19 protein-coding genes are annotated in these 21,487 nt (G+C 59.8%); 15 read left to right on the top strand and 4 right to left on the bottom strand.

Going from position 1 to position 21,487, the window contains the following annotated elements; translation table 11 throughout:
* Window positions 1–198 precede the first annotated feature (198 nt).
* Entirely contained in the window at window positions 199–1,143 is a 945-nt protein-coding gene (locus NK667_RS26175; protein WP_054616566.1) for a LysR family transcriptional regulator, read from the bottom strand.
* Window positions 1,144–1,308: 165 nt separating this feature from the next.
* On the opposite strand from NK667_RS26175, the gene NK667_RS26170 reads away from it, so the two are divergent.
* Entirely contained in the window at window positions 1,309–3,660 is a 2,352-nt protein-coding gene (locus tag NK667_RS26170; RefSeq protein WP_054616565.1) for a TonB-dependent receptor, read from the top strand.
* Between the two features lie 2 nt (window positions 3,661–3,662).
* Here NK667_RS26170 and NK667_RS26165 read toward each other — a convergent pair whose 3' ends face one another.
* Window positions 3,663–3,965 (bottom strand): hypothetical protein, encoded by a 303-nt coding sequence (locus NK667_RS26165; protein ID WP_054616564.1) that lies wholly within the window; start codon window positions 3,963–3,965, stop codon window positions 3,663–3,665.
* Between the two features lie 467 nt (window positions 3,966–4,432).
* On the opposite strand from NK667_RS26165, the gene NK667_RS26160 reads away from it, so the two are divergent.
* The 11 genes from NK667_RS26160 (at window position 4,433) to NK667_RS26110 (ending at window position 13,556) form a co-directional block, all read left to right on the top strand.
* Complete coding sequence (locus NK667_RS26160; RefSeq protein WP_054616563.1) at window positions 4,433–4,759, top strand: hypothetical protein; 327 nt, start codon at window positions 4,433–4,435, stop codon at window positions 4,757–4,759.
* Between the two features lie 363 nt (window positions 4,760–5,122).
* Window positions 5,123–5,950, top strand: a complete 828-nt coding sequence (locus NK667_RS26155; RefSeq protein WP_054616562.1) for an energy transducer TonB — start codon at window positions 5,123–5,125, stop codon at window positions 5,948–5,950.
* 45 nt (window positions 5,951–5,995) lie between these two features.
* Window positions 5,996–6,721 (top strand): MotA/TolQ/ExbB proton channel family protein, encoded by a 726-nt coding sequence (locus NK667_RS26150; protein ID WP_054047869.1) that lies wholly within the window; start codon window positions 5,996–5,998, stop codon window positions 6,719–6,721.
* Window position 6,722: 1 nt separating this feature from the next.
* A complete protein-coding gene (locus tag NK667_RS26145; protein ID WP_003220570.1) occupies window positions 6,723–7,124 on the top strand; it encodes an ExbD/TolR family protein in 402 nt (133 codons plus the stop codon).
* 284 nt (window positions 7,125–7,408) lie between these two features.
* Window positions 7,409–7,990 (top strand): alpha/beta hydrolase, encoded by a 582-nt coding sequence (locus NK667_RS26140; protein ID WP_054047867.1) that lies wholly within the window; start codon window positions 7,409–7,411, stop codon window positions 7,988–7,990.
* A gap of 51 nt (window positions 7,991–8,041) precedes the next feature.
* Window positions 8,042–8,974 (top strand): sigma 54-interacting transcriptional regulator, encoded by a 933-nt coding sequence (locus NK667_RS26135; protein WP_054616561.1) that lies wholly within the window; start codon window positions 8,042–8,044, stop codon window positions 8,972–8,974.
* Window positions 8,975–9,247: 273 nt separating this feature from the next.
* Window positions 9,248–10,030, top strand: coding sequence for a MetQ/NlpA family ABC transporter substrate-binding protein (locus tag NK667_RS26130; protein WP_054047863.1), 783 nt, complete (start codon window positions 9,248–9,250; stop codon window positions 10,028–10,030).
* 563 nt (window positions 10,031–10,593) lie between these two features.
* A complete protein-coding gene (locus NK667_RS26125; protein WP_054047861.1) occupies window positions 10,594–11,259 on the top strand; it encodes an amino acid ABC transporter permease in 666 nt (221 codons plus the stop codon).
* Entirely contained in the window at window positions 11,240–11,899 is a 660-nt protein-coding gene (locus NK667_RS26120; protein WP_054047859.1) for an amino acid ABC transporter permease, read from the top strand. Before NK667_RS26125 ends, NK667_RS26120 begins: the two co-directional genes overlap by 20 nt.
* The gene (locus tag NK667_RS26115; RefSeq protein WP_054616560.1) at window positions 11,896–12,678 is read left to right on the top strand and encodes an amino acid ABC transporter ATP-binding protein; all 783 of its coding nucleotides are present in this window, start codon (window positions 11,896–11,898) and stop codon (window positions 12,676–12,678) included. Before NK667_RS26120 ends, NK667_RS26115 begins: the two co-directional genes overlap by 4 nt.
* A complete protein-coding gene (locus tag NK667_RS26110) occupies window positions 12,675–13,556 on the top strand; it encodes a transporter substrate-binding domain-containing protein (RefSeq protein ID WP_054047854.1) in 882 nt (293 codons plus the stop codon). The genes NK667_RS26115 and NK667_RS26110 overlap by 4 nt, the downstream gene beginning before the upstream one ends.
* A gap of 134 nt (window positions 13,557–13,690) precedes the next feature.
* Here NK667_RS26110 and NK667_RS26105 read toward each other — a convergent pair whose 3' ends face one another.
* Complete coding sequence (locus NK667_RS26105) at window positions 13,691–14,851, bottom strand: AAA family ATPase (protein ID WP_054616559.1); 1,161 nt, start codon at window positions 14,849–14,851, stop codon at window positions 13,691–13,693.
* Window positions 14,852–15,159: 308 nt separating this feature from the next.
* Between NK667_RS26105 and NK667_RS26100 the strand changes: the two genes are divergently transcribed.
* The 3 genes from NK667_RS26100 to NK667_RS26090 are packed head-to-tail and all read left to right on the top strand — an operon-like array spanning window position 15,160 to window position 20,377.
* On the top strand, window positions 15,160–16,263 hold the full coding sequence (locus tag NK667_RS26100) for an efflux RND transporter periplasmic adaptor subunit (protein WP_054616558.1): 1,104 nt from the start codon (window positions 15,160–15,162) through the stop codon (window positions 16,261–16,263).
* A complete protein-coding gene (locus NK667_RS26095; protein WP_054616557.1) occupies window positions 16,260–17,327 on the top strand; it encodes an efflux RND transporter periplasmic adaptor subunit in 1,068 nt (355 codons plus the stop codon). Before NK667_RS26100 ends, NK667_RS26095 begins: the two co-directional genes overlap by 4 nt.
* The gene (locus NK667_RS26090; RefSeq protein ID WP_054616556.1) at window positions 17,324–20,377 is read left to right on the top strand and encodes an efflux RND transporter permease subunit; all 3,054 of its coding nucleotides are present in this window, start codon (window positions 17,324–17,326) and stop codon (window positions 20,375–20,377) included. The genes NK667_RS26095 and NK667_RS26090 overlap by 4 nt, the downstream gene beginning before the upstream one ends.
* A gap of 156 nt (window positions 20,378–20,533) precedes the next feature.
* Here NK667_RS26090 and NK667_RS26085 read toward each other — a convergent pair whose 3' ends face one another.
* Complete coding sequence (locus tag NK667_RS26085; protein ID WP_054616555.1) at window positions 20,534–21,163, bottom strand: class I SAM-dependent methyltransferase; 630 nt, start codon at window positions 21,161–21,163, stop codon at window positions 20,534–20,536.
* Window positions 21,164–21,487: the final 324 nt, after the last annotated feature.

The following is a 21,487-nucleotide window of genomic DNA, read 5'->3' as shown; positions in this document are numbered from 1 at the left end:
GGGTTCACCGATCGAAAGACAGGCGAGGGTTTTCGCTGGTGGGGCGGGGTTGAGGCAAGTGCATTTGGGGAATGGGGTTTATGCAGTGGGTGCATTAGCGCCTGGTCTGACCTCTTCGCGAGCAAGCCCGCTCCCACATTGGTATTGCGTCGTTCACAAATCCCCTGTGGGAGCGGGCTTGCTCGCGAAGGCGGCCTATCAAACGGCAAGATTCTCCAGCGAACACACCTCTTCATCCTGCTGATCTATCTCCTTGATCTGCGCAATCATCGCCTCGGCCAACGGCGACAAACGATACCCGGCGCGACTGACAATCCCGTACCGCGTGTACATTTCCTCCAGATCATCCGCCAACCCATCAATCTTCAAACACACCAATTCACCCTTGGCATGATGCAGCGCATCGGCATACGCGCCGACAATCCCGATCGCATCCGAACGCATCACCACGCTCAACAGGCTGTAGCTGTTTTCGCATTCCACATTCGGCGTGAAATCCGGGCGGCCGCTCAGGTCGACGATGACTTTGCGCAGGTTCGGCGGGCGGATGCTGACGGCCATCGGGTAGCTCATCAATTCCGCCGCGCTGATGCTTTCGCGCCCCGCCAGTGGATGCCCGGCGCGGCAGCAGAAATGCCATTTGCGCGGGCGCAGGCGTTGGGTCAGGTAGTCCGGGTCCGCTTCAAAATAACGGGTGTCGGCGACGAAAAATTCAAACTCTTCACTCAGCAATCGCTTGCTCAGGCTCTGCCAATCGTCCACCTGAAACTGCACCCGCGCTTTCGGATAGCGCCCGATGAAGGCGCCGATCGCTCGGGGAATCAATCCCGCCGCTGGCGCCGGGCCGCAACCGAAGCGCAACTCGCCGGCCTCCAGGCCATTGAACTGGCTGATCTCGTTGGCCATCTGCTGCGCGCCGCTGACCAGCCGCCGCGCATGTTCAAGCAGCATCTGGCCTTGTTTGGTCGGCGCGAGGTCCTTGCGTCCGCGATCCACCAGCTGACAACCGACGCTGTGTTCCAGCGCCTGGATGCTGCGGCTGAAGGCGGATTGCGAGAGGTTCACGGCCTGCGCACCCGCGACGAAACTGCGCTGGTCGGCGAGGGCGATGAAGTGTCTGAGTTGGCGCAAATCGATATGCATTTTTCACATAAAAAATATCGGGCAAATGCATTGGATATGCATTAGGTCGACTCCTTATAAAGGCAATCTCTTATGCAGTAAATCTTTGTAAAAACATAAATAAATAACTTTAAAGAATATGCAGTGCGAAAAGCCGTTGCGTGTTTTTTGACCAGGAGCCTCCCCATGAGTCCGTTGAACCTTGCGTCACCCTTATCGCCCCGACGGCTCAAACGCCTGCCCCTGGCCCTGTTGCTGGCGGGGAGCGCCCAGGCTTATGCGGCCGACACCGCGACTCCGGAAGCGGCGCCTGCTGGCAAGACCACAGCGGACAGTTCGCAACTGGAAACCGTGACCGTCACCACCCGCCGTCGTGAGGAAAGTTCGCAAGACGTGCCGACGCCAATGAGCGTGGTCAGCGGCCAGGCCCTGGAAACCCAGCGGGTCTATCGCATTCAGGATCTGCAACAACTGGTGCCGAGCGTCAACGTCGCCTACATGCATGCGCGCCAGTCCAGCGTGTCGATCCGTGGCCTCGGCAACAATCCGGCCAGCGATGGTCTGGAGGGCAGCGTCGGGCTTTACATCGACAACGTTTACCTCGGGCGACCGGGCATGGCGGTGTTCGATCTGATGGACATCGAACAGCTCGAAGTCTTGCGCGGTCCGCAAGGCACGCTGTTCGGCAAGAACACCACCGCAGGGGTGATCAACATCAGCACGCGCGCGCCTAGTTTTACCCCGGAACGCAGCATCGAAACCTCGGTGGGCGAGGACGGTTACTTCCAGACCAAGGGCACGATTTCCGGCCCGTTGAACGACGAGCTCGCCGGGCGTTTTTCCGCGTATCGCACCCGCAGCGACGGCGACATCAAGAATGAATTCAATGGCCATGAATTGAACGGCGGTTCGCGTGACGGCTTCCGTGGGCAGTTGCTGTACAAGCCCAACGAGTCGTTCAACCTGCGCTGGATCGGTGATTACAACGAAGAGGATTCCAGCGCTGGCACCCGCGTGTTGTACAGCACCGGGCCGACCATTAATGGCGTCAACCAATACCAGTCGCGGGCCACTGCGGCGGGCGCAACTTTAGTCAACGGCTCCCATCGCAAGGTCAATCTGGACAACGACCAGCACGTCACGGTGCATCAGGGCGGTACGTCGCTGGAGGCCAACTGGACCTTGTCGAACGACTTCACCCTCACCTCGGTCAGTTCCTATCGCTGGTGGAATTTCACCCCGCGCAACGACGATGGCTTGAACGTGCCGGCCAGCTACAACGCCGGGGTTTCGGTGGAGGATAAGCAGTACTCCCAGGAATTCCGCCTGGCCTCGCCCAAGGGTGAATTCTTCGACTACGTGCTTGGCGCCTATTACTTCGGTTCGGACCTGGACAACAAATCCTTCTCCTATTACGGCCCGCAAGCGGACATCTGGAATGGCACGCCGCGTGGTGCATTGGCCAACGTCAACAGCGTCGGCAACGGGCATATCGAAACCAACAGTTTTGCGCTGTTCGCCCAAGGCACTTGGCACCTCACCCCGCGTCTGGACTTTACCGCCGGCGTTCGTGGCACCTATGAAGAGAAAAATGCCTGGGTGACTCGCGATGCGCCGGTCGGTGGCGCAGCGGTGACGGGCGCGGCGGCCACGGCAAGACGCGGTCGTACGGGCGCCTACGACTCCGGCGATCTGAATCAGTACAGCTCAAGCCCTTCCGGCCTGTTGAACCTCAGTTATCGCTTTACCGATGACTTGCTCGGCTACGCGACCTTGTCCCACGGCGAGAAATCCGGCGGCGTGAACCTCGCGGTCGGCTCCGCGCCCACGGCAGGCGCCGACTCGTTGCTGATCGGCACAGAGCGCGCCAACAACGCCGAGCTCGGGTTCAAAAGCACCCTGTGGGACCGCCGCCTGCAACTCAACGCGAACGTGTTCTGGACCCAGGTCAACGCCTACCAGACCAACGCCTACGACGACGTCAACCGCGTGCAATACCTGACCAACGCCGGCTCCGTGCGATCTCGCGGCGTGGAAGTCGAAAGCACGATCATCCCGTTGCGCGGCCTGACCCTGAACCTCAACGGCTCATTCAACGACGTCAGCTACCTCTCCTATAAAGATGCACCGTGCCCGCCGGAAGTCAGCTTGCGCCCAGGCGCACCGGCCTCCTGCGACCTGAGCGGCCATCAGGTGGTCGGTGCCTCGAAATGGATCGGCAACGCCAACGGCGAATACAAATGGAACCTGAGCAACGGCTTCGAAGAGTACGTCACCGCCAGCTACGCCTTCCGCTCCAAAGCCGTGGGCACAGTGGAGGATTCCGACTACGGACAGATCCCGAGTTATGCGGTGGTCAACTTATCCACAGGCCTGCGTGGCGACCTCAACCAGGGGCAGTGGGATGTCTCGCTGTGGCTGAAAAACGCGTTTGATAAAACCTATTACACGACGTTGTGGACCGGCGGGAATGGTGGATATGAAGGCTTGCTCGGCACGCCTCGGACGTTGGGCGTAACCGGTCGCTATGATTTCTGAGTTCAGTCACCGGTCACCAGCAGGCAGGTGTTGGCGTTGCAGCCTTTGCCTTTCGCCGATAGCGTCACGAAGCGAATCGTTGCCTTGGGATGCGTCGTCGACAGGGTTATCGCATGACGATCATAAGCTGCAGCCTGTGCGCGGCCTTGGGGCGGGAGGGTGGCCTTCTTGCCCTGTTGAAAAACGTACAGCGGGTGTGAGGTCTTGTTGACCACTTCGACGGCATTATCAGTGGCGGCAGCATACAAATGTGTGCAAGCGCACAACACTGCGCCACCAAGCAACAGACGGGGACTTTTTTTCACGCAGACTCTCCTGAGTAGATGTGTTCAATTCCTTTGAACCGGAGAGTATCTAGCCTGGTATTTCGGGGGGCTGGCAATTGCCTGAACTGTAAGCACTGTTTGCTGGCGGCGGTTCGATGGCCTGGAAATGGCCGCCGGCATGGGCCATGACGGCGGGACGTTGTAGATGTATGCAAATGACCTACGCCATAAAAAAACAAGTCCTACGCTGGTAGGCCCTAAGAGTCCTACAAAATTCGATGGTAGATGTGGGACGTCCAGCTTAGAGCCCATCGAAGTAATGTTTGAATGTTTTGGAATAACTTATGAAGACTCTGCATAGTGGATATCGCCTTTTCGTCGAACAATAACTGTGTTTCGCCGTGGACAATAAACGATTGTCGAACCATGCTCTGTTTCGTGAGTTTCCAGGAGGAAACTTGCTCTCATCGGAAGACACTTATTTAACAGATAAAGGAAGTCGAACCATGTCGAGCATTAATGGTACTTACGTAAACGACAACGCTGGCGCCAAACTGGTGATTACCGATGGCAACGATTCCAACGGCACCTTCAGCGGTACGTTCAGCCAGGGCGGCGTGAACTACGATGTCAGCTATGGGCATTATCATTTCCAGAACAGCACCGGACAACCTACCACCATCACGTTCACCGGGCTAAATGGCAGCAGTGGTTTTCAAGCATGGTCGTTGTTTTCACCTGACCACAATTACAAAAAAGTTCGTGCGGTGGGCTCCCGTACTAACTTTGATGGCGAAGTAGTGGGTCTGGCTGGAGAGTTCATCAAGCAGTAAACCGCGCGGTAATAAACAACAGGCTGATGCATTGGACATGCATCAGCCTGTTTTCGTTTGTGGGCGATAGACACTGTAGTTAGTTGTAACTCCTCAATACTTTCCTCACAAATCGATGCCTTCCACGAATACTTTCAATGCTCGGAAAGCATCGCTTTTCCGTTGCTTCGCTGCAAGCCTTGTACGACGTGGCTTTGGCGAATTTGACTGCTTTTCATATTCGATCTGGATCTATCCATAACTTTAAAGATTACTTTAAGAGATAAGCGTCTGGCCCAATGATTGGCCCCTCGATACGCCGCGCGGGGGATGGATAAGCGGGTGTATGGGGTTATTCGCAAAGAGACCGCAGGGAGTTAATCAATGGGCAATGTCCAGACCGCCGCCGGCGCACAAGAGGTGCTTTGGCGCCAGGCGCCGAGTGGCGAGTTGGTCGACCTCGGCCGGGTGCATCGCGTGCCGTTGGGCCAGTTGCGTTTGCAGCGGGCGCCCAAGGGTATTTTGAGCCGACGTGAAGCGATCCTGCTCGGCGTGCTGGCGTTGCTGGTGCATGGCGCGGTGATCTATTGGGTCAATCAACAGCCGATCAAAGAACTGCCGATCGTGCCGCCGGAAATTCCGCCGATGACCATCGAGTTTTCGCGTCCGGCGCCGCCCGTGGTCGAGCCGCCACCACCGCCACCACCGCCACCACCGCCGCCGCCTCAACCGGTGGTCGAGCCACCGCCGCCGGTGCAAGACGAGTTGGCCGTGAAGCCGCCGCCACCGAAACCGATTCCCAAGCCAAAACCTGTGGTCAAGCCTGTGCCAAAACCGGCTCCAAAAGCCGTCGAGCAACCACCGGCGCCGCCACAACCCGCAGCGCCTGTCGCGGCCCCGGCGCCGCCCGCGCCACCCGCGCCGGCACCGGTGACTCCCGCTTCGGCCAACGCGGCGTACCTGAAGAACCCGGCGCCGGAATACCCGTCACTGGCTCAGCGTCGCGGTTGGGAAGGCACGGTGTTGTTGCGGGTGCATGTGCTGGCCAACGGCAAGCCCGGTGAAATCCAGATTCAGAAAAGCAGTGGCCGCGATCAGCTCGACGAGGCCGCGTTGAACGCGGTGAAGCGTTGGAGCTTCGTCCCGGCCAAGCAAGGTGATGTTGCCCAGGATGGCTGGGTCAGCGTGCCCATCGATTTCAAGATTCATTAAACCGAAACCAATTTCGCGCGAAAAATTTACACGAGGGAATACATCATGACGTTACTGGCCTCTCCACTTGAATCCATCGAAAGCGCGGTGATTTGGCTGCTGGTGGTTTTTTCCGTAGCCACCTGGGGTTTGGCGTTGCTCAAGGGCGTGCAGTTCGGTCGCCTGAAAGCTCAGGATCGAAAATTTCATAAACAGTTTTGGGCCGCTTCGAGTCTCGACTCGGCGGCCGAATTGAGCGAAACCCAGCCGGGTGCGGCGGCGCGTGTGGCCCAGGCGGGTTACGCGGCGATCCAGGTCGGTGAAGCGCCGCCGGCGAATGACTTGAGCCAGGCGATCAATCATCAGGATCGCCTGGAGCGCGCCTTGCGTCAGCAGATCGTCCGCGAGCGCCGTTCGCTGGAGACCGGGTTGGCGGTGGTCGCGAGTATCGGCAGCACCTCGCCGTTCATTGGTTTGTTCGGCACGGTGTGGGGGATCATGGAAGCGTTGAAAGGCATCAGCGCGGCGGGTTCGGCGAGCCTGGAAACGGTGGCCGGGCCGATTGGTGCGGCACTGGTTGCCACGGGTGTGGGGATCGCTGTCGCGGTGCCGGCGGTGCTGGTTTACAACTACTTTTTGCGACGCCTGAAACTGACGGCGGCGGACCTGGATGACTTCGCCCATGACTTCTACAGCCTGGCGCAGAAGAGTTCGTTCCGCCTGCTGATTCACCCGACCTCGCACAAAGTGGTCGCTCAGGGCGGCGCTCAGAAAGTGAAGGAGGCGTCCTGATATGGCCTTCTCCACGCAAGACAGTGACGAGGTGCTGAGCGAGATCAACGTAACGCCGCTGGTGGACGTGATGCTGGTGCTGCTGGTGGTGTTTATCGTCACCGCGCCGCTGCTGACCAACGCGATCCCGATCAACCTACCCAAGACCGAGGCCGTGGCCCCGGTGGAGCAGAAAGACCCGCTGGTGGTGAGCATCGATGGCGCCGGCAAGCTGTTTATCAACAAGGATGAAATCCAGCCCGACTTGCTGGAATTCAACCTCAAGTCGGCGAAGGCCAAGGACCCTGAGGTGCGCGTGCAATTGCAGGCCGATGACGGGGTGAATTACGGCGAAGTGGCGCGAGCGATGGCGTCCATCGAGCGGGCGGGGATTACCAAGTTGTCGGTGATTACCGCGCGCTAACAGATTTCAAGTTTTCCGGGGCCGTCTCCTTGGCAGGGTGCGGCCCTTTTTTTATTTCTCAGCAAAAACTCAAATCCCTTGTGGGAGCGGGCTTGCTCGCGAAAGCGGTGGATCAATCAACATTGATGGCGACTGACACACCGCATTCGCGAGCAAGCCCGCTCCCACAGGGGATCGCCTGTATATTCAATTAAGGTCTTAATAAATAGCTTCTTATTCCTTAACGAATATAACTCTCATCCCTATACTCGATCAGGAACAGACAAGCAGCAGGAGAGCTCCCCATGCGCAACGAATCAATTCGCTACCTGATTGTGCCGGGCTGGCAAGGATCGCCAGAAGATCATTGGCAAACACATTGGCAGAACAGTCTGCCGAACAGTGCCCGAGTGGAGCAGGCCGATTGGCTGACACCTCGCCGTGAAGACTGGGTCGCGGCGCTGGCCGAGGCGATTGCCGCCGACAGCACGCCGGTGATCCTGATCGCCCACAGCCTGGGTTGCATCACCGTCGCCCATTGGGCGGCTACGGCCCCACTGAATTTTCTGCGTCAGGTACGCGGTGCCTTGCTGGTCGCGCCCGCAGACGTCGAGCGTCCGGCCTGCGCACCGGCCTTGCGTAACTTTGCGCCGATCCCGACCACGTTGCTGCCGTTCCCGAGCCAGGTTGTCAGCTCCGATAACGACAGCGCCGTCAGCGCGCCGCGTGCGATGGAGCTGGCCCGTAACTGGGGTGCCGAGGCGGGGATTCTGGCGGGTGCCGGGCACATCAACGTCAAGTCCGGTCACCAGCGTTGGGAGCAGGGTTTTGCCTATCTCTATCGCCTGCAAAACCGCATGGAGCATCACGCCCTGCGCCGCGCTTAAATTTTATTTTTAACGCCCCCGTCTCCCGGCGGTTTTGGGCGGGAGTCTGCCATGAGTTTTGAAACTTTCGGTCAGCCATTGCTGACCTTCCCCGACGCCGAAAAAAGTCCCCTGAGCATCCGCGCCAAGGCGCTGGTATTCGTCGATCCGCGTTCGCGGCAGTTGCGCCAAGAGCTGGAGCAACTGGCCCCGCGCTCCATTTCAGTATTGATTCGCGGTGAAACCGGCAGCGGCAAGGAATTGCTCGCGCGGCACATCCACCGTGCGAGTGATCGTGGCGGCTTGTTCGTCTCGGTCAATTGCGGCGCGATCAGCCCGACCTATGCCGATGCCGAATTGTTCGGTTATGCCGCCGGCAGTTACACCGGTTCGGCCAGCAGTCGTGCCGGCTGGTTCGGCTCGGCCAATGGCGGGACGCTGTACCTGGATGAGATCGGCGATTTGCCGCTGCCGATCCAGATCAAACTGCTCTCGGCGCTGGAAAACCACGAAGTCACCCGCGTCGGCGCGCACCAGCCGAGCCCGGTGGACGTGCGCCTGGTCGCGGCTACCAGCATCGACCTGGCTCAAGCGGTGGCGGCCGGGAAATTTCATGAACGGCTTTATCACTACCTCAGCGAAGGCCAGCTCGAATTGCCGGCGCTGCGTGAGCGGGTGGGCGACATCCTGTCCCTCGCGGAATACTTTCTGGGCATCTATAGCCAGCGCCTGGACCTGCCGGTGCCGTTGATCAGCGAAGCCGCGCAACAGGTGTTGGAGGCGCACAGTTGGCCGGGCAACACCCGGGAGCTGGAGAATGTCATCCACTTTGCGCTACTGGTCAGCACCGGGGATGAGATCTTGCCGGAGCATTTGAATCTGCCGGAGGCATTGCCGTCGTTGGCGCAGATTGAGCGGCAAGCGGTCCAGCTCGTGAAAAACGGCACGGCCGCCGAGCGCTCGGCCCTCAAAGACTTGCTCGAAAGCCTGAGCCAAGCCCTGTAACCCCTGTGGGAGCGAGCTTGCTCGCGATGGGGGCGTGTCAGTCACATTAATACCGGCTGACCCTCCGCAATCGCGAGCAAGCTCGCTCCCACATTAGGTAACCCGCGGGCCAGAGCTGTATGAACAAAATGGAATATGAAAGTGAATAAAAGATATTGTTCGGGAATAAAAAATCCCGGTATTGTCCGCTTCACGCCAGCGATAGCACTTCACTGGCACACGTACTAATTAGCCGTCGTCGATGACGACCGTGATTTCGGATAAGGACACTGCATGAAAAAGGTTCTGTTGTTCACCGCATTGGCGGCTGCCCTGACTGCGGGCCTGGCCCAGGCTGGCGAGAAACTGGTGGTTGCGGCGACCCCGGTTCCACACGCCGAGATTCTCGAACTGATCAAACCGACCCTCGCCAAAGAAGGCGTGGATCTGGAAATCAAAGTCTTCACCGACTACGTTCAGCCGAACGTGCAGGTCGATCAGAAGCGTCTGGACGCCAACTACTTCCAGACCCTGCCGTACCTGAAAAGCTTCAACGAAGGCAAAGGCACCAACCTTGTCACCGTGATCGGCGTGCACGTCGAACCGTTCGGCGGCTACTCGAAGAAAGTCAAAACCCTGGCTGAGCTGAAAGACGGCGCAACCATCGCTATCCCGAACGAAGGCAGCAACAGCGGCCGTGCCCTGATCCTGCTGCAGAAGGCGGGCCTGATCGAGTTGAAAGACCCGAAAAATGCTTTGGCTACCCCGAAAGACATCGCCAAGAACCCGCACAACTTCAAGTTCAAGGAACTGGAATCGGCCATGCTGCCGCGTGTTCTGGACCAGGTCGACCTGGACATGATCAACACCAACTACGCGCTGGAAGCGGGCCTGAACCCGGCTAAAGACGCGCTGGTGATTGAAGGTGCAGATTCGCCTTACGTGAACTTCCTGGTGGCTCGTCCGGACAACAAGGACAGCGACGCGATCCAGAAACTGGCCAAGGCCCTGACCAGCCCGGAAGTGAAAGCGTTCATCGCCAAGAAGTACAACGGCGCGGTATTGCCTGCGTTCTGATTTGACGCAGCTTTAAACCCCTTCAAGGTTTCGAACGCCGACGGCTTATATAGCGTTGGCGTTTTTTATTGGCCTCGAAGATCAAGAGATCGCAGCCTCGTTTCACTCGACAGCTCCTACAGGGATACGCATTCAATGTAGGAGCTGTCGAGTGAAACGAGGCTGCGATCTTTTGCTTTTCAGGTCTAGGCCACCCCGGCCTTCAATGCCCTGCGCAACGCCACCAGCAATTTCACGATGTCCTGCGGGTCCAGCGGTTGCGGCACTTTTGCGTCAGCCATTTTTTCTCTTCCTTGTGATGGTTCGGCCGGGGAGTCTGGCCAAAAGCTGTGCGTCCTTGGAGGGGCTTTTTGAAAAAAAGATCCTTCCTACAGCGCAAAGGAAAATAGTCGTCTTCCGTTTTCGCCGCAAATTCGAGGGATAGTTTTTTGCGTGATATCAATATGCTTTAACGGTATTTAAATTCTTCTTTTTATACCTTTAAAGTCGGTGCCTGCCGGGTGGTTATCCACCGCCCATGGACTGCACCACCGTCGCTTACCGAGCGGCGTCCAGGATGTTCAATGACCTTCGATTACGCTTTTATCCTCAGCACCCTGCCGGCGTTTCTCAAAGCTGTGGGCGTGACGCTGCAGGTCGGCTTCATCGCCATCGGCACCTCGCTGCTGGTGGCGCTGATCAACGCGACGATCCTGGTGTTCCGCACGCCTTACTTGCAGCGCCTGGTCGGGCTGTACGTGGAGCTGGCGCGCAACACACCGCTGTTGATCCAGTTGTTCTTCGTCTACTTCGCCTTGCCGGCGCTGGGTATCAGCGTTTCCGGTTTCGCGGCGGCGATCATCACCATGACCTTTCTCGGCGGCGCCTACCTCACCGAAGTGCTGCGTGCCGGTGTGGACGCGGTGCCCCAGGCGCAGCTCGAATCCGGGCGCTCCATCGGCTTGTCCCACGGCCAATTGCTGCGTTACGTGATCCTGCCGCAAGCCGGCATCCTCAGCTTGCCGTCGCTGTTCGCCAATTTCATTTTCCTGCTCAAGGAAACCACCGTGGTCTCGGCGGTGGCGGTGCCGGAGATTCTCTACACCACCAAAAGCTACATCGCGCTCTACTACAAAACCTACGAAATGCTCGCCGTGCTGACGCTGATTTGCGTGCTGCTGTTTTTGCCGCTATCGCTGCTGCTCAGCCGTCTGGAAAGGAGGCTCCAGCATGGCCAGTTCGGGTCTTGAGTTGCTGTGGGTGTCGTTGCCGCAACTGGGCAAGGGCGCGGCGCAAACCCTGTCGATTTCTTTTCTGAGCATCGCCATCAGCACCGTCGGCGGCGTGCTCTACGGTGTGCTGCGTACGCTGAATTCGAAATGGCTGAACGCGATTCTGCGGGTCTATCTGGAGCTGTTCCGGGCGATCCCGGTATTGGTCTGGCTGTATCTGCTGTTCTTCGGCCTGCCGATTTTCTTTGGCCTGAGCATCCCGAGTTTCTGGTGCGCGGTGCTGGTGTTGTCGCTGTGGGGCGCGAGCGAGGTCGGCGAAGTGGTGCGCGGTGCGTTGCTGTCGTTGCCGCGCGGCCAGCGTGAGGCGGGGTTGTCGATTGGCCTGAACGGTCCGCAACTGTTCGGCTACGTGCTGCTGCCCCAGGCGCTGAAACGCATGACGCCGCCGACCATCAACGTCTACACACGAATCATCAAGACCAGTTCCCTGGCGGTGTTGATTGGCGTGGTGGACGTGATCAAGGTCGGCCAGCAGATCATCGAGCGCACCTACGAATCGGTGCTGATCTACGGCGCTCTTTTCCTGTTTTTCTTTTTCATCTGCTACCCGCTTTCGGCCGCCTCGCGCGTGCTGGAGCGGCGCTGGACGCAAGCATGAGCGCACTGATCGAATTCAAAGGTTTCAACAAATTTTTCGGCGAGCAACAGGTGCTCAAAGAGATCGACCTGAGCGTGAAATCAGGCGAGGTGATTGTCATCCTCGGCCCCAGCGGCTGCGGTAAAAGCACTTTGCTGCGTTGCCTCAACGGCCTCGAAGTCGCCCACAGCGGCAGCTTGAATTTCAACGGCCGCGAGTTACTCGACAAGGGCACCGACTGGCGCGACGTGCGCCAGCAGATCGGCATGGTTTTCCAGAGTTATCACCTGTTCCCGCACATGAACGTGCTCGATAACCTGCTGCTCGGCCCGGTCAAAGTGCAGAAACGTGATCGCCGCGAGGCCCGCGCCCAGGCCGAAGCGTTGCTCGAACGCGTGGGCCTGCTGGACAAGCGCGATGCGTATCCGCGGCAGCTCTCCGGCGGCCAGCAGCAACGCATCGCCATCGTCCGTTCGCTGTGCATGAACCCCAAGGTCATGTTATTCGATGAGGTCACCGCCGCCCTCGACCCGGAAATGGTCAAGGAAGTGCTGGAAGTGATTCAGGGCCTGGCCCGCGAAGGCATGACCCTGTTGATCGTCACCCACGAAATGGCCTTCGCCCGCGCCGTGGCCGACCGCATCGTGTTCATGGATGCCGGGCGCATCCTCGAACAAAACTCTCCCGAGCTTTTCTTTACGAACCCGCAAACCGCACGAGCGCAGCAGTTCCTGGAGAAATTCTCCTACGTCGAAGCCCTGCCCAAAAAGACTCAAACAAAGGAACTGGAACCGCTATGAAAACTGCCAAGTCTTCACTCTTTTTACTGCCGCTGCTCGGCCTCGCTTTGCTGGCCGGTTGCAACAAATCCGAAGAAACGCCGAAGCCGAAAGTCGCCAGCGAAAGCGCAGCACCGGCCAGCTACCTGGACAAAATCAAGGCCCGGGACAAGCTGATTGTCGGTGTGTTTACCGACAAGCCGCCGTTCGGTTTCGTCGATGAGGCGGGTCGCTACGTCGGTTTTGATACCGACATCGGCCGCCAATTCGCCAAGGATTTGCTGGGCGATGAAAACAAAGTCGAGTTCGTCGCGGTGGAACCGGCCAGCCGGATTCCGTTCCTGCAAAGCGACAAGGTCGACCTGATCCTGGCCAACATGACCGTGACCCCGGAGCGTAAGGAAGCGGTGGAATTCACCAACCCGAACCTCAAAGTCGCGGTGCAAGCGCTTGTCCCACAGGGCAGCTCGGTGAAAAACCTCGACGACCTGGCGAGCCGTACCACCATCGTCACCACTGGCACCACGGCTGATATCTGGCTGACCAAGAATCACCCGGACTGGAAACTGCTGAAGTTCGAGAAAAACTCCGAGTCCCTGCAAGCCTTGGCCAATGGTCGCGGCGACGCCTATGCGCAAGACAATCTGGTGCTGTTCAGCTGGGCCAAACAGAACCCGGGCTATCGCGTGCTGGAACAAACCCTCGGTGCTGAAGCGCCGATTGCGCCGGCCGTAAAGAAGGGCAACATCGAACTGCGTGACTGGGTGAATGTCGAGTTGGCGAAGTTGGGTGAAGAGAAGTACCTGCTCAAGCTGTACGACCAATATGTGCGTAAAGAACTGAGCGATGACACCAAGCCTGAGAGCGTGATTGTCGAGGGTGGGAAGTGGCAGGGGTGATGACCAGACCTATGCGGTAATCTTTCGATCGCCTTCGCGAGCAAGCCCGCTCCCACATTAGACCGCATCCTCCTGGACAACTCGGTCAACTGTGGGAGCGGGCTTGCTCGCGAAAGCGGTCTAACAGGCGTCGCTCAATCCGGCCAATGCCACGCCGGCTCATCCAGCATCCGCTGTCCGACGATCCCGGTTTGGCCCAGGGTCTTCTCCAGCACAATGCAATTGCACTCCGGGTCTTCCTGCAACGCCGAGATCAACCGCCGGGCATGGGACACCACCCACACCTGACATTGCCCGGACACGCGGATAATCAACCGCGCCAACGCCGGCAACAGGTCCGGGTGCAGGCTGGTTTCCGGCTCGTTCAGCACCATCAGCGACGGTGGTCGCGGCGTCAGCAGTGCGGCGACCAGCAGCAGATAACGCAGCGTGCCGTCCGACAACTCCGCCGCCGACAATGGCCGCAGCAATCCTTCCTGATAAAACTCGATGGCAAACCGTCCACCCTGCAACGACGCGATGTTCAAGCGTGCGCCGGGAAACGCATCGCTGATGGCCGCTTGCAAGGCCTCCGGATCGCCGATTTCACTGATCGTCTGCAACGCCGCCGCCAGATCACGGCCGTCGTGGTGCAACACCGGCGTGCGCGTACCCAGTTGCGGTTGACGCACCGGGGCGTCGGCGTCGCTGCGAAAGTGATCGTAGAAGCGCCAGCGGCGGATGAATTCGCGCAGGTGCATGACTTCCGGCGAGGTGCGAAAACTGCCGACCTGATCGAACAAGCTGTCGAAATTCGGTGTGTGCTGGGCCAGCACGTCCCAGTTACGCCCTTCACGGGCGCGGATCATCGGGCCTTCGCGGTCCACCAGCAGGCTGGCCGGACGGTAGAGCGGTCCGGCCCAGATGCATTCCTTCTTGATTTCCGGGTCGAGGGAAAAGTAGGACTGTGTCGGCGCAGGCAACCCCAGGGCAATCGAATAGCTGAAGTCTTCCCCTGCAAATCCCAGGCGCAGGCGTTTGACGCCGTGGCGCACGCTGGACTCGATCGGCACTTCACCGTTGCGCATGCGTCGTGTGATGTTTTCCGGCCCGGCCCAGAACGTCGAATCCAGCCCGCCCTCACGGGCCAGCGCGTTGACCACGCCACCCTGGGCGGTTTCCGCCAATAGGCGCAAGGCGCGATAGAGGTTGGACTTGCCGCTGCCGTTGGGGCCGGTGATCAGGTTCAGCCGGCCCAGCGGGATCACCAATTTGTTGATCGAGCGGTAATTGGCCACCGCGAGGGTTTTAAGCATAAGAGCTTCCTGCTGCATAGGCGGCCAGTTTGCCTTATTGTCGGCCACATGGAGATACCTTGTGGGAGCGGGCTTTTGTGGCGAGAGGGCTTGCCCCCGTTGGGCTGCGAAGCGGCCCCGCTGTTTTCTCAGATACACCGCATCTGCAGGTATTGCGACTGCTGCGCAGTCGAACGGGGGCAAGCCCCCTCGCCACAGGTTATTCGCTGGGTCACAGGGTTTGCAGCAAACCCGTGCGTGCGTGGAACCCTGTTCTAAGCTCACAGTCGTATCGTCACTTGCACGTTCGTACAACGAAAGGAGTCTGCATGGCGGGTACCGGATTGAAAATTGTGGTGGGTCTGGGCGTGTTCGCGCTACTGACCGCCTGCGGCGATAAGAAACCGGTCGAAAAAGACCTGCCGCGAGTCTTCGTGCAAGCGGTCAAACCCGCGGATTACGCCGCTTCGGTGACCCTCACCGGCGATGTCCAGGCACGGGTGCAGACCGAGTTGTCGTTCCGCGTTGGCGGCAAGATCATCCAGCGCATGGTCGATGTCGGTGACCGGGTGTCCGCCAAACAGGTGCTCGCCAAACTCGATCCGAAAGACCTGCAGACCAACGTCGATTCGGCCCAGGCCCAGGTTGTCGCCGAACAAGCGCGGGTCAAACAGACCGCTGCCGCGTTCGTGCGCCAGCAAAAACTCCTGCCCAAGGGCTACACCAGCCAAAGCGAATACGATGCGGCCCAGGCTGCGTTGCGCAGTAGCCAGAGCGCCCTGACCGCCGCCCAGGCGCAACTGGCCAACGCCCGCGAACAACTGAGCTACACCTCGCTGATCTCTGAAGCCCCCGGCGTGATTACCGCGCGCCAGGCCGAAGTCGGCCAGGTGGTGCAAGCCACGGTGCCGATCTTCAGCCTGGCCCGGGACGGTGAGCGCGACGCGGTGTTCAACGTCTACGAATCGCTGCTGGCTGAGCCGCCCTCGGACAAATCCGTAGTGGTCAGCCTGCTCGATAACCCCGCGATCAAGACCACCGGTACTGTCCGGGAAATCACCCCGGCGGTGTCCGCGCAGACCGGCACCGTGCAAGTCAAAGTCACCCTGCATGGCCTGCCCGACGGCATGCAACTCGGCTCGGTGGTCAGCGCCACAGCGAAGACGCCGGGCAAATCTGCGGTGGAATTGCCCTGGTCGGCCCTGACCAAAAACCTCAGCGACCCGGCCGTGTGGCTGGTGGACGCTGACGGCAAGGCGCAACTGCACACCGTCACCGTCGGCCGTTACCTGACCGGCAAAGTCATCATCAGCGGCGGCCTCGGCGGTGGCGAAAAAGTCATCATCGCTGGCGGCCAGTTACTGCACCCGGGAATGAAAGTGGAAATCGCCGAAAACACCTACAAGGATTTGGCACCGGGAGCCGACCAATGAAGCGCCTGATGCTGTTGTCCGCCGGCCTGCTGCTGGTCGCCTGCTCAAAAAAAGAACCACCGCCGGAGCCAGTGCGCCCGGTGTTGTCCATCGAGGTCAAATCACTGAATCAGGAAGACCTCGGGCGTTTCGCCGGCAGCATCCAGGCGCGCTACGAAAGCAATATCGGCTTCCGCGTGCCGGGCCGTATCGCCAGCCGTAATGTCGATGTCGGCGCTGAAGTCGAGAAGGGCGCGTTGCTTGCGACCCTCGACCCCACCGATCAGCAGAATCAGTTGCGTTCGGCCGAGGGCGATCTGGCGCGCATCCAGGCGCAGTTCATCAACGCCCAGGCCAATGCCCGTCGGCAGCAAGCGCTGTTTGATCGTGGGGTCGGCGCCCAGGCGCAACTGGACATCGCGCAGACCGATCTAAAAACCACCCAGGCGTCCCTCGATCAGGCCAAGGCTGCGGTCGATCAGTCCAAGGACCAACTCAACTACGTGCAGCTGCGCACCGATCACAAAGCCATCGTCACCGCGTGGAATGCCGAGGCCGGGCAAGTCGTCACCGCCGGCCAGCAAGTGGTGACCCTGGCGCAACCGGACATCAAGGAAGCGGTGATTGACCTGCCGGACACCCTGGTCGATCAACTGCCGGCGGACGTGATATTCCAGGTCGCCGCGCAACTGGACCCGAGCATCACCAGCACCGCGATCATCCGCGAAATCGAACCCCAGGCCCAAAGCGCAACCCGTACCCGTCGCGCCCGCCTGACCCTGACCGACACACCGCCGGGCTTTCGCCTCGGCACGGCAATCAGCGTGACCCTCAGTTCAGCGATCAAACCGCGTCTGGAGCTGCCGGTCAGCGCTCTGCAAGAGGTCGATGGCAAAACCCGCATCTGGGTGATCGACCCGCAAAACCAGACCGTTTCCCCACGGGACGTCAACCTGATCAGCCGCACCGATGCAACGGTGGTGCTGGCCGACGGCGTGAAGTCCGGTGAGCGTGTGGTCAGCGCCGGTGTGAACAGCCTGAAACCCGGGCAAAAAGTCAAAATCGACGAGGAAAGCCCGCGATGAAAGGGAGTTTCAACTTATCCGAATGGGCCCTCAAACATCAGTCGTTCGTCTGGTATTTGATGTTCGTCGCGCTGCTGATGGGCGTGTTCTCGTACATGAACCTGGGCCGCGAGGAAGACCCCTCTTTCACCATCAAGACCATGGTCATCCAGACTCGCTGGCCGGGTGCGACCCAGGAAGAAACCCTCAAGCAGGTCACGGATCGCATCGAGAAAAAACTCGAAGAACTCGACTCCCTCGACTACGTGAAAAGCTACACCCGGCCTGGCGAATCGACGGTGTTCGTCTACTTGCGCGACACCACCAGTGCCAAGGACATCCCGGAAATCTGGTACCAGGTGCGCAAGAAGATCAACGACATTCGCGGCGAATTCCCCCAAGGCCTGCAAGGGCCGGGGTTCAACGACGAATTCGGTGATGTGTACGGTTCGGTCTACGCCTTCACCGCCGACGGCTTGTCGATGCGTCAGCTGCGCGATTACGTCGAGCAGGTGCGCGCCGCAATTCGTGACGTACCGGGGCTGGGCAAGGTCGAGATGGTCGGCGAGCAGGATGAAGTCCTCTATCTGAACTTCTCCACACGCAAACTCGCCGCGCTGGGCATCGATCAGCGTCAGGTGGTGCAGAGCCTGCAATCGCAGAACGCCGTGACCCCGGCGGGTGTGATCGAGGCCGGGCCGGAACGGATTTCCGTGCGCACGTCCGGGCAGTTCGCGTCCGAGAAAGACCTGGCCAACGTCAACCTGCGGCTCAACGACCGCTTCTATCGCTTGGCCGATATCGCTGAAATCAGCCGTGGTTACGTCGACCCGGCCACCCCGGAATTCCGCTTCAACGGTCACTCGGCCATCGGCCTCGCGATTGCGATGAAGAAGGGCGGCAACATCCAGGAATTCGGCAAGGCCCTGCACCAGCGCATGACCGACCTGACCGCCGACCTGCCGGTGGGCGTCGGCGTGCACAACGTGTCCGACCAGGCTGACGTGGTGGAAAAAGCTGTCGGCGGCTTCACCAGTGCGTTGTTCGAAGCGGTGGTGATCGTGCTGATCGTCAGCTTCATCAGCCTCGGCGTGCGCGCCGGGCTGGTGGTGGCGTGCTCGATTCCGCTGGTGCTGGCGATGGTCTTCGTCTTCATGGAGTACAGCGGCATCACCATGCAGCGGATTTCCCTCGGCGCGCTGATCATCGCCCTCGGCCTGTTGGTGGACGACGCGATGATCACCGTCGAGATGATGGTCACGCGCCTGGAAATGGGCGAAACCAAGGAGCAGGCGGCGACGTTCGCCTACACCTCCACCGCGTTCCCGATGCTCACGGGTACGCTGGTGACCGTGGCCGGGTTTGTGCCGATTGGCTTGAACGCCAGTTCCGCCGGTGAGTACACCTTCACGCTGTTTGCGGTGATTGCCGTGGCGATGCTGGTGTCATGGGTGGTCGCGGTGCTGTTCGCCCCGGTGATCGCCGTGCACATCCTCAGCGCCGATGTGAAACCGCATTCCGCCGAGCCGGGCCGCATCGGCCGCGCATTCAATAGCGGGATGTTCTGGGCCATGCGCAATCGCTGGTGGGCGATCGGCATCACCATCGCGCTGTTCGTGGCGTCGGTGTTTTCCATGCAGTTCGTGCAGAACCAGTTCTTCCCGTCCTCGGACCGCCCGGAAATCCTCGTCGACCTCAACCTGCCGCAAAACGCCTCGATCGACGAAACCCGCAAAGCCGTGGACAAGCTCGAAGCGACGTTCAAGGACGACCCGGACATCGTGCGCTGGAGCACCTACATCGGCGAGGGCGCGATCCGTTTCTACCTGCCTCTCGACCAGCAATTGCAGAACCCGTACTACGCGCAATTGGTGATCGTCAGCAAAGGCCTGGAGTCGCGCGCCGCGCTCAGCCAGCGCTTGAGTGAGCGCCTGCGTAAAGACTTTGTCGGCATCGGCAGCTACGTCCAGGCCCTGGAAATGGGTCCGCCAGTGGGGCGGCCGATCCAGTACCGGGTCAGCGGCAAGGACATCGATCAAGTGCGCAAACACGCGATCGAATTGGCCACTGAACTCGACAAGAACTCGCATATCGGCGAGATTATTTACGACTGGAACGAGCCGGGCAAAGTCCTGCGCATCGACATTGCCCAGGACAAGGCGCGGCAACTGGGGTTGTCCTCGGAAGACGTGGCCAACCTGATGAATAGCATCGTCGTTGGTTCGCCGATCACTCAGGTGGACGATGATATTTACCTGATCAACGTCGTCGGTCGCGCCGAGGATGCGGAACGCGGGACGCCGGAAACCTTGCAGAACCTGCAAATCGTCACGCCGAGCGGTACGTCGATTCCGTTGCTGGCCTTCGCCACGGTGCGTTATGAGCTTGAGCAGCCGCTGGTCTGGCGCCGCGACCGCAAGCCGACCATCACCATCAAGGCGGCGGTGCGCGACGAGATTCAGCCGACTGACCTGGTGAAACAGCTGCAACCGACCATCGACAAGTTCGCTAGCGGTTTGCCGGTGGGTTACAAGGTCGCGACGGGCGGTACGGTCGAAGAAAGCGGCAAGGCACAAGGGCCGATTGCCAAGGTTGTGCCGCTGATGCTGTTCCTGATGGCGACCTTCCTGATGATCCAGTTGCACAGCGTGCAGAAGCTGTTCCTGGTGGCCAGCGTCGCGCCGCTCGGCTTGATCGGCGTGGTGCTGGCGCTGATCCCGACCGGCACGCCGATGGGCTTCGTGGCGATCCTCGGGATCCTGGCGCTGATCGGCATCATCATCCGCAACTCGGTGATCCTGGTGACGCAGATCGATGCGCTGGAGAAGGAGGGCCTTGAGCCGTGGGATGCGGTGGCGCAGGCGACGGAACATCGTCGCCGGCCGATCCTGCTGACGGCGGCTGCGGCGAGTCTGGGGATGATCCCGATTGCGAGGGAAGTGTTCTGGGGGCCGATGGCCTACGCGATGATTGGCGGGATTATCATCGCGACGCTGCTGACGCTGCTGTTTTTGCCGGCGCTTTACGTCGCCTGGTACAAAATCCGCGAGCCGAAGAAAGAAGCGCAGTAAGGCACAAACCCTGTGGGAGCGGGCTTGCTCGCGAAAGCGGTTTAACATTCAACATCTCTGTTGTCTGACACACCGCCTTCGCGAGCAAGCCCGCTCCCACAGGGGAATGCGGTCTCCTATAGGAGCGAGGCTTGCCCGCGAAGGCGCTCGAGCGGACTACGCTGATCTACGCCAAACACTCGCCAACCAAGGCTGCTGCTCGCGCGGCAATCCCGCCGGCCGGTAGTAATGCTCCAACTCGACAAACCCGGCTTCGGTCAGCAATTCCTGCCACGCCTGTAAATCGTGATAAGCCCCATACCGCGGCCCGTTCCAGCCTTCCTGATTTTCCCCACGCGGATTGGAGCTGAACAACACCCCACCCGGTTTCAACGCCCCGCGCAATTCCTTCAAAACCCGAGGCAATTCCTGGCGCGGGATATGAAACAGCACCGCATTGGCAAAAATCCCGTCGAAGCGCTCAGCCGGTAAATCCAGCTTCAGGAAATCCTGCTGCCAGACCTCGCAACCGCTGTCCTCCCGGGCCATCTGCGCAAACTTCTCTGAGCCATCAAGCCCAACGGCGATGTGGCCCATGCGCGTAAACGTCTGCAAATCCCGCCCTGGCCCGCAGCCGAAGTCGAGAATGCTGAACGGCGCTTCACCCTGGATATGCCGCAGCAACGCATCAATGTTCTGGCTGACATCGTGATCACGAGTGCCTTCTCGAAAACCTTCGGCCACCGAGTTGTAATGGCCCAGTGTGGTGGCGCTGATCTGCTGGAGGTCGTCGGGGGTTTGTTTCATGGTCGGCTGCGCAGGCAATGGGGATTTGCCGAATATACGCCATCAACCTTGGGGCTGCTGCGCAGCCATTCGCGGGCAAGCCTCGCTCCTACACGTGAATGCGATCAACTGTAGGAGCGAGGCTTGCCCGCGAAGGCGATATCACTGACGACAGATGACTTCTGTGTGTATGCACCCCTGTGGCGAGGGAGCTTGCTCCCGCTAGGTTGCGAAGCAGCCTCCAAGCCATTCAATGAGGCGTGTCAGGCAAAACAGGTCTGCGGGTTTTGCGACTGCTGCGCAATCGAGCGGGAGCAAGCTCCCTCGCCACAAAAGCTCTGCAAT

It is taken from the genome of Pseudomonas nunensis (assembly GCF_024296925.1).
In the GTDB taxonomy this organism is placed as follows: domain Bacteria; phylum Pseudomonadota; class Gammaproteobacteria; order Pseudomonadales; family Pseudomonadaceae; genus Aquipseudomonas; species Aquipseudomonas nunensis.
The sequence above is the reverse complement of the archived record's forward strand: the minus strand, read 5'-3'. Positions and strand labels throughout refer to the sequence as shown.